We start from the raw sequence: 2688 nt of genomic DNA, 5'->3' as shown, positions 1-2688 counted from the left end.
GGCCGCGACCGCGAGCCCGGCCGCGATCAGGATCGGGCGCCCGCGGGGCAGGGCGACGCGCAGGGTCGCGGCGAGCGCGCGCTTGAGCCCGCGGATCAGCCCGCTCTCGTGCTGGTCGAGGCGCTTGAGGCCGGGCAGGAGGTAGTAGGCCATCACCGGCGTCAGGGTGATCGAGACCACGAGGCTCGCCAGGATCGCGACGATGTAGGCCTGCCCCAGCGGCGCGAACAGCCGGCCCTCGATGCCGGAGAGCGCGAACAGCGGCACGAACACCAGCACGATCACCATCGTCGCGCAGACGATGCCCGAGCGCACCTCCTGCGAGGCGGAGACCACCACGTCGAAGGTCGAGCGCGGGTCGCCCGCCGCGCGGTTCTCGCGAAGGCGCCGGAAGATGTTCTCGACGTCGACCACGGCGTCGTCGACCAGCTCGCCGATGGCGATGGCGAGCCCCCCGAGGGTCATCGTGTTGATCGACAGGCCGGCGAGATGGAAGGCGATGGCCGTCGCCAGGATCGAGACCGGGATCGCGGTGAGCGAGATCGCCGTGGTGCGCAGGTTCAGCAGGAACGCGAACAGGACGATCGCCACCACCGCGATCGCTTCCACCAGCACGTGCTCGACATTGCCGATCGAGGTCTCGATGAAGTTCGCCTGCCGGAAGATCAGCCGGTCGGCGCGCACGCCCTTCGGCAGGGTGGCGGTGATCTCGGCGAGCGCCGCCTCGATCCGCGCGGTGAGCGCGACGGTGTCGGTGCCGGGCTGCTTCTCCACCGAGATCACCACCGCCGGCGCGCCCATGTAGCCGGCATCGCCCCGCTTCACGCGCGCCGAGAACGACGCCTCCGCCACCTGCCGCAGGAAGACCGGCCGCCCGTCGACCGTGGCGACGACCATGTTGCGCAGGTCGTCGAGGTCCATCGTCCGGCCGAGGTTCCGGATCAGGTATTCGCGGGCGTACTGGTCGGTGAAGCCGCCGCCGGTGTTGGTGCCGAACTGCGCCAGGGCCGCCTCGAGCTGGGCCTGCTTGACGCCGAGCGCCCGCAACGCGGCGGGCTGCGGCGCGACGCGGAACTGGCGGACCTCGCCGCCCATCGGGATCACCTGCGCGACGCCGGGAATCGAGAGCAGGCGCGGCCGGATCGTGAAGTCGGCGATCTCGCGCAGGCGCATCGGATCGACCGTGTCGCCGGTGAGCGCGACCATGACGATCTGCCCCATGATCGAGGAGATCGGCCCCATCGTCGGGTTCACCTCCGCCGGCAGCTGCGGCCGCGCCATCGCAAGGCGCTCGGCCACCTGCTGGCGGTTGCGGTAGATGTTGGTGCCCCAGTCGAACTCGACAGTGACCACCGACAGCCCGACGCCGGAGACCGAGCGCACCCGGGTGACGCCGGGCAGCCCGTTCATCTGCGTCTCGAGCGGGAAGGTGACGAGCTGCTCGACCTCCTGCGGCGCGAGCCCTTCGGCCTCCGACATGATGGTGACGGTGGGCCGGTTGAGGTCGGGGAAGACGTCGACGGGCAGCCGCGTGACGGTGAAGGCGCCGTAGACGACGAGGATCGCGGCGACGGCGAGAACCGCCAGCCGGTTCCGCAGGGCCTGGGTGACGAGGAGCGTGAACATGCGCGGACTCCCGTCAGCGGATCTGGTTGAGGAGCTCGGCGCCCTGCGTCACGATCCGCCGGCCGGGCTCGAGCCCGGAGACCACCCGGACGCGGGCGGCGTCGAGGGGCTCGACCTGGACCTCGCGCGGCGCGAAGCGCTCGGGGGCGACGTGCTCGTAGACCAGGGTCTGGCCGTTGCCGCCGCGGACCACGCCGAGCCGCGGCAGGGCGAGGCCGGTCTGCTGCGTGTCGGTGGCGGCGAGCACCGTCACGAACTGGCCGGTGCGCAGCTCGGGCGGCGCGTCGCGCACGGCGAACTGGATCGGCACCGCCTGGGCCCGGTCGGCGAGGCCGGCGCCGCGATAGGCGAGCTCGAGCCGTCGGCCGTCGGCGAGCCGCGCGGTGGCGTCGGCGGTGCTGGCGAGCGCGTCGAAGCTCAGCGCCTCGACCCAGAGCCGGGACGGGTCGACGATCTTGAACACCATCGCGCCCGGGCTCGCCATCTGGCCGGCGACCGCGTTGGCCTCGGCGATCACCCCCGAGACCGGCGCGGCCAGCGCCTCCGGCTGCGAGCGGACGCCGTCGAGCGCCGTGCGGCGGTCGACGAGGCCCTTCAGCTCGGCATCCGCGTCGTCGATCTGCACCTGCGAGACCGCGCCGCCGGGGCTCAGCTTGCGGTAGCGCTCGACCCGGCGCGCGACGATGGCGATCTGCTGGTCGAGCTCGCCCTGGCGCTGGCGCATGTCCGACACGTCCACCGCCTGGACCGGCGGCGTGACGAAGGCCAGCACCTCGCCCTTGCGCACGCGGGTGCCGAGGCGCGGGAACAGGCCGGATTCCGGCGGCGACAGCCGGCCGCCGACCGAGGATTGCACCACGCCGCTGCCGTTCGGGTCGGCGATGATCCGGCCGGGCAGCTCGGTCGTCCGCGCCAGCACGCCCGACGCGGTGACGAGGGTGCGCAGGGTCAGCACGCGCTGGGTGGGTTTCGGCACGAACACCGACCCGTCGGGCAGGCGGCGGGCGAGGTCCTGGGCGCCGGTGGCGGCCATCGGGGTCGGGGCCTCGTGGTCGTCGTCGC

At 73.0% G+C, this 2688-nt stretch carries 2 protein-coding genes; both read right to left on the bottom strand.

What is annotated here, in order from left to right; translation table 11 throughout:
* Positions 1 to 1626, bottom strand: a 1626-nt coding sequence (locus tag FV230_RS26985; RefSeq protein ID WP_147844561.1) for an efflux RND transporter permease subunit, incomplete at its 3' end; no start/stop codon positions are given.
* 13 nt (positions 1627 to 1639) lie between these two features.
* The coding region (locus FV230_RS26980; protein WP_147844560.1) for an efflux RND transporter periplasmic adaptor subunit at positions 1640 to 2688 on the bottom strand (1049 nt) is incomplete at its 5' end.

Origin of the sequence: Methylobacterium sp. WL6, from assembly GCF_008040095.1 — a bacterium.
GTDB lineage: Bacteria > Pseudomonadota > Alphaproteobacteria > Rhizobiales > Beijerinckiaceae > Methylobacterium.
Note: the sequence above shows the minus strand (reverse complement) of the source record. Positions and strands in the feature narration are given on the sequence as shown.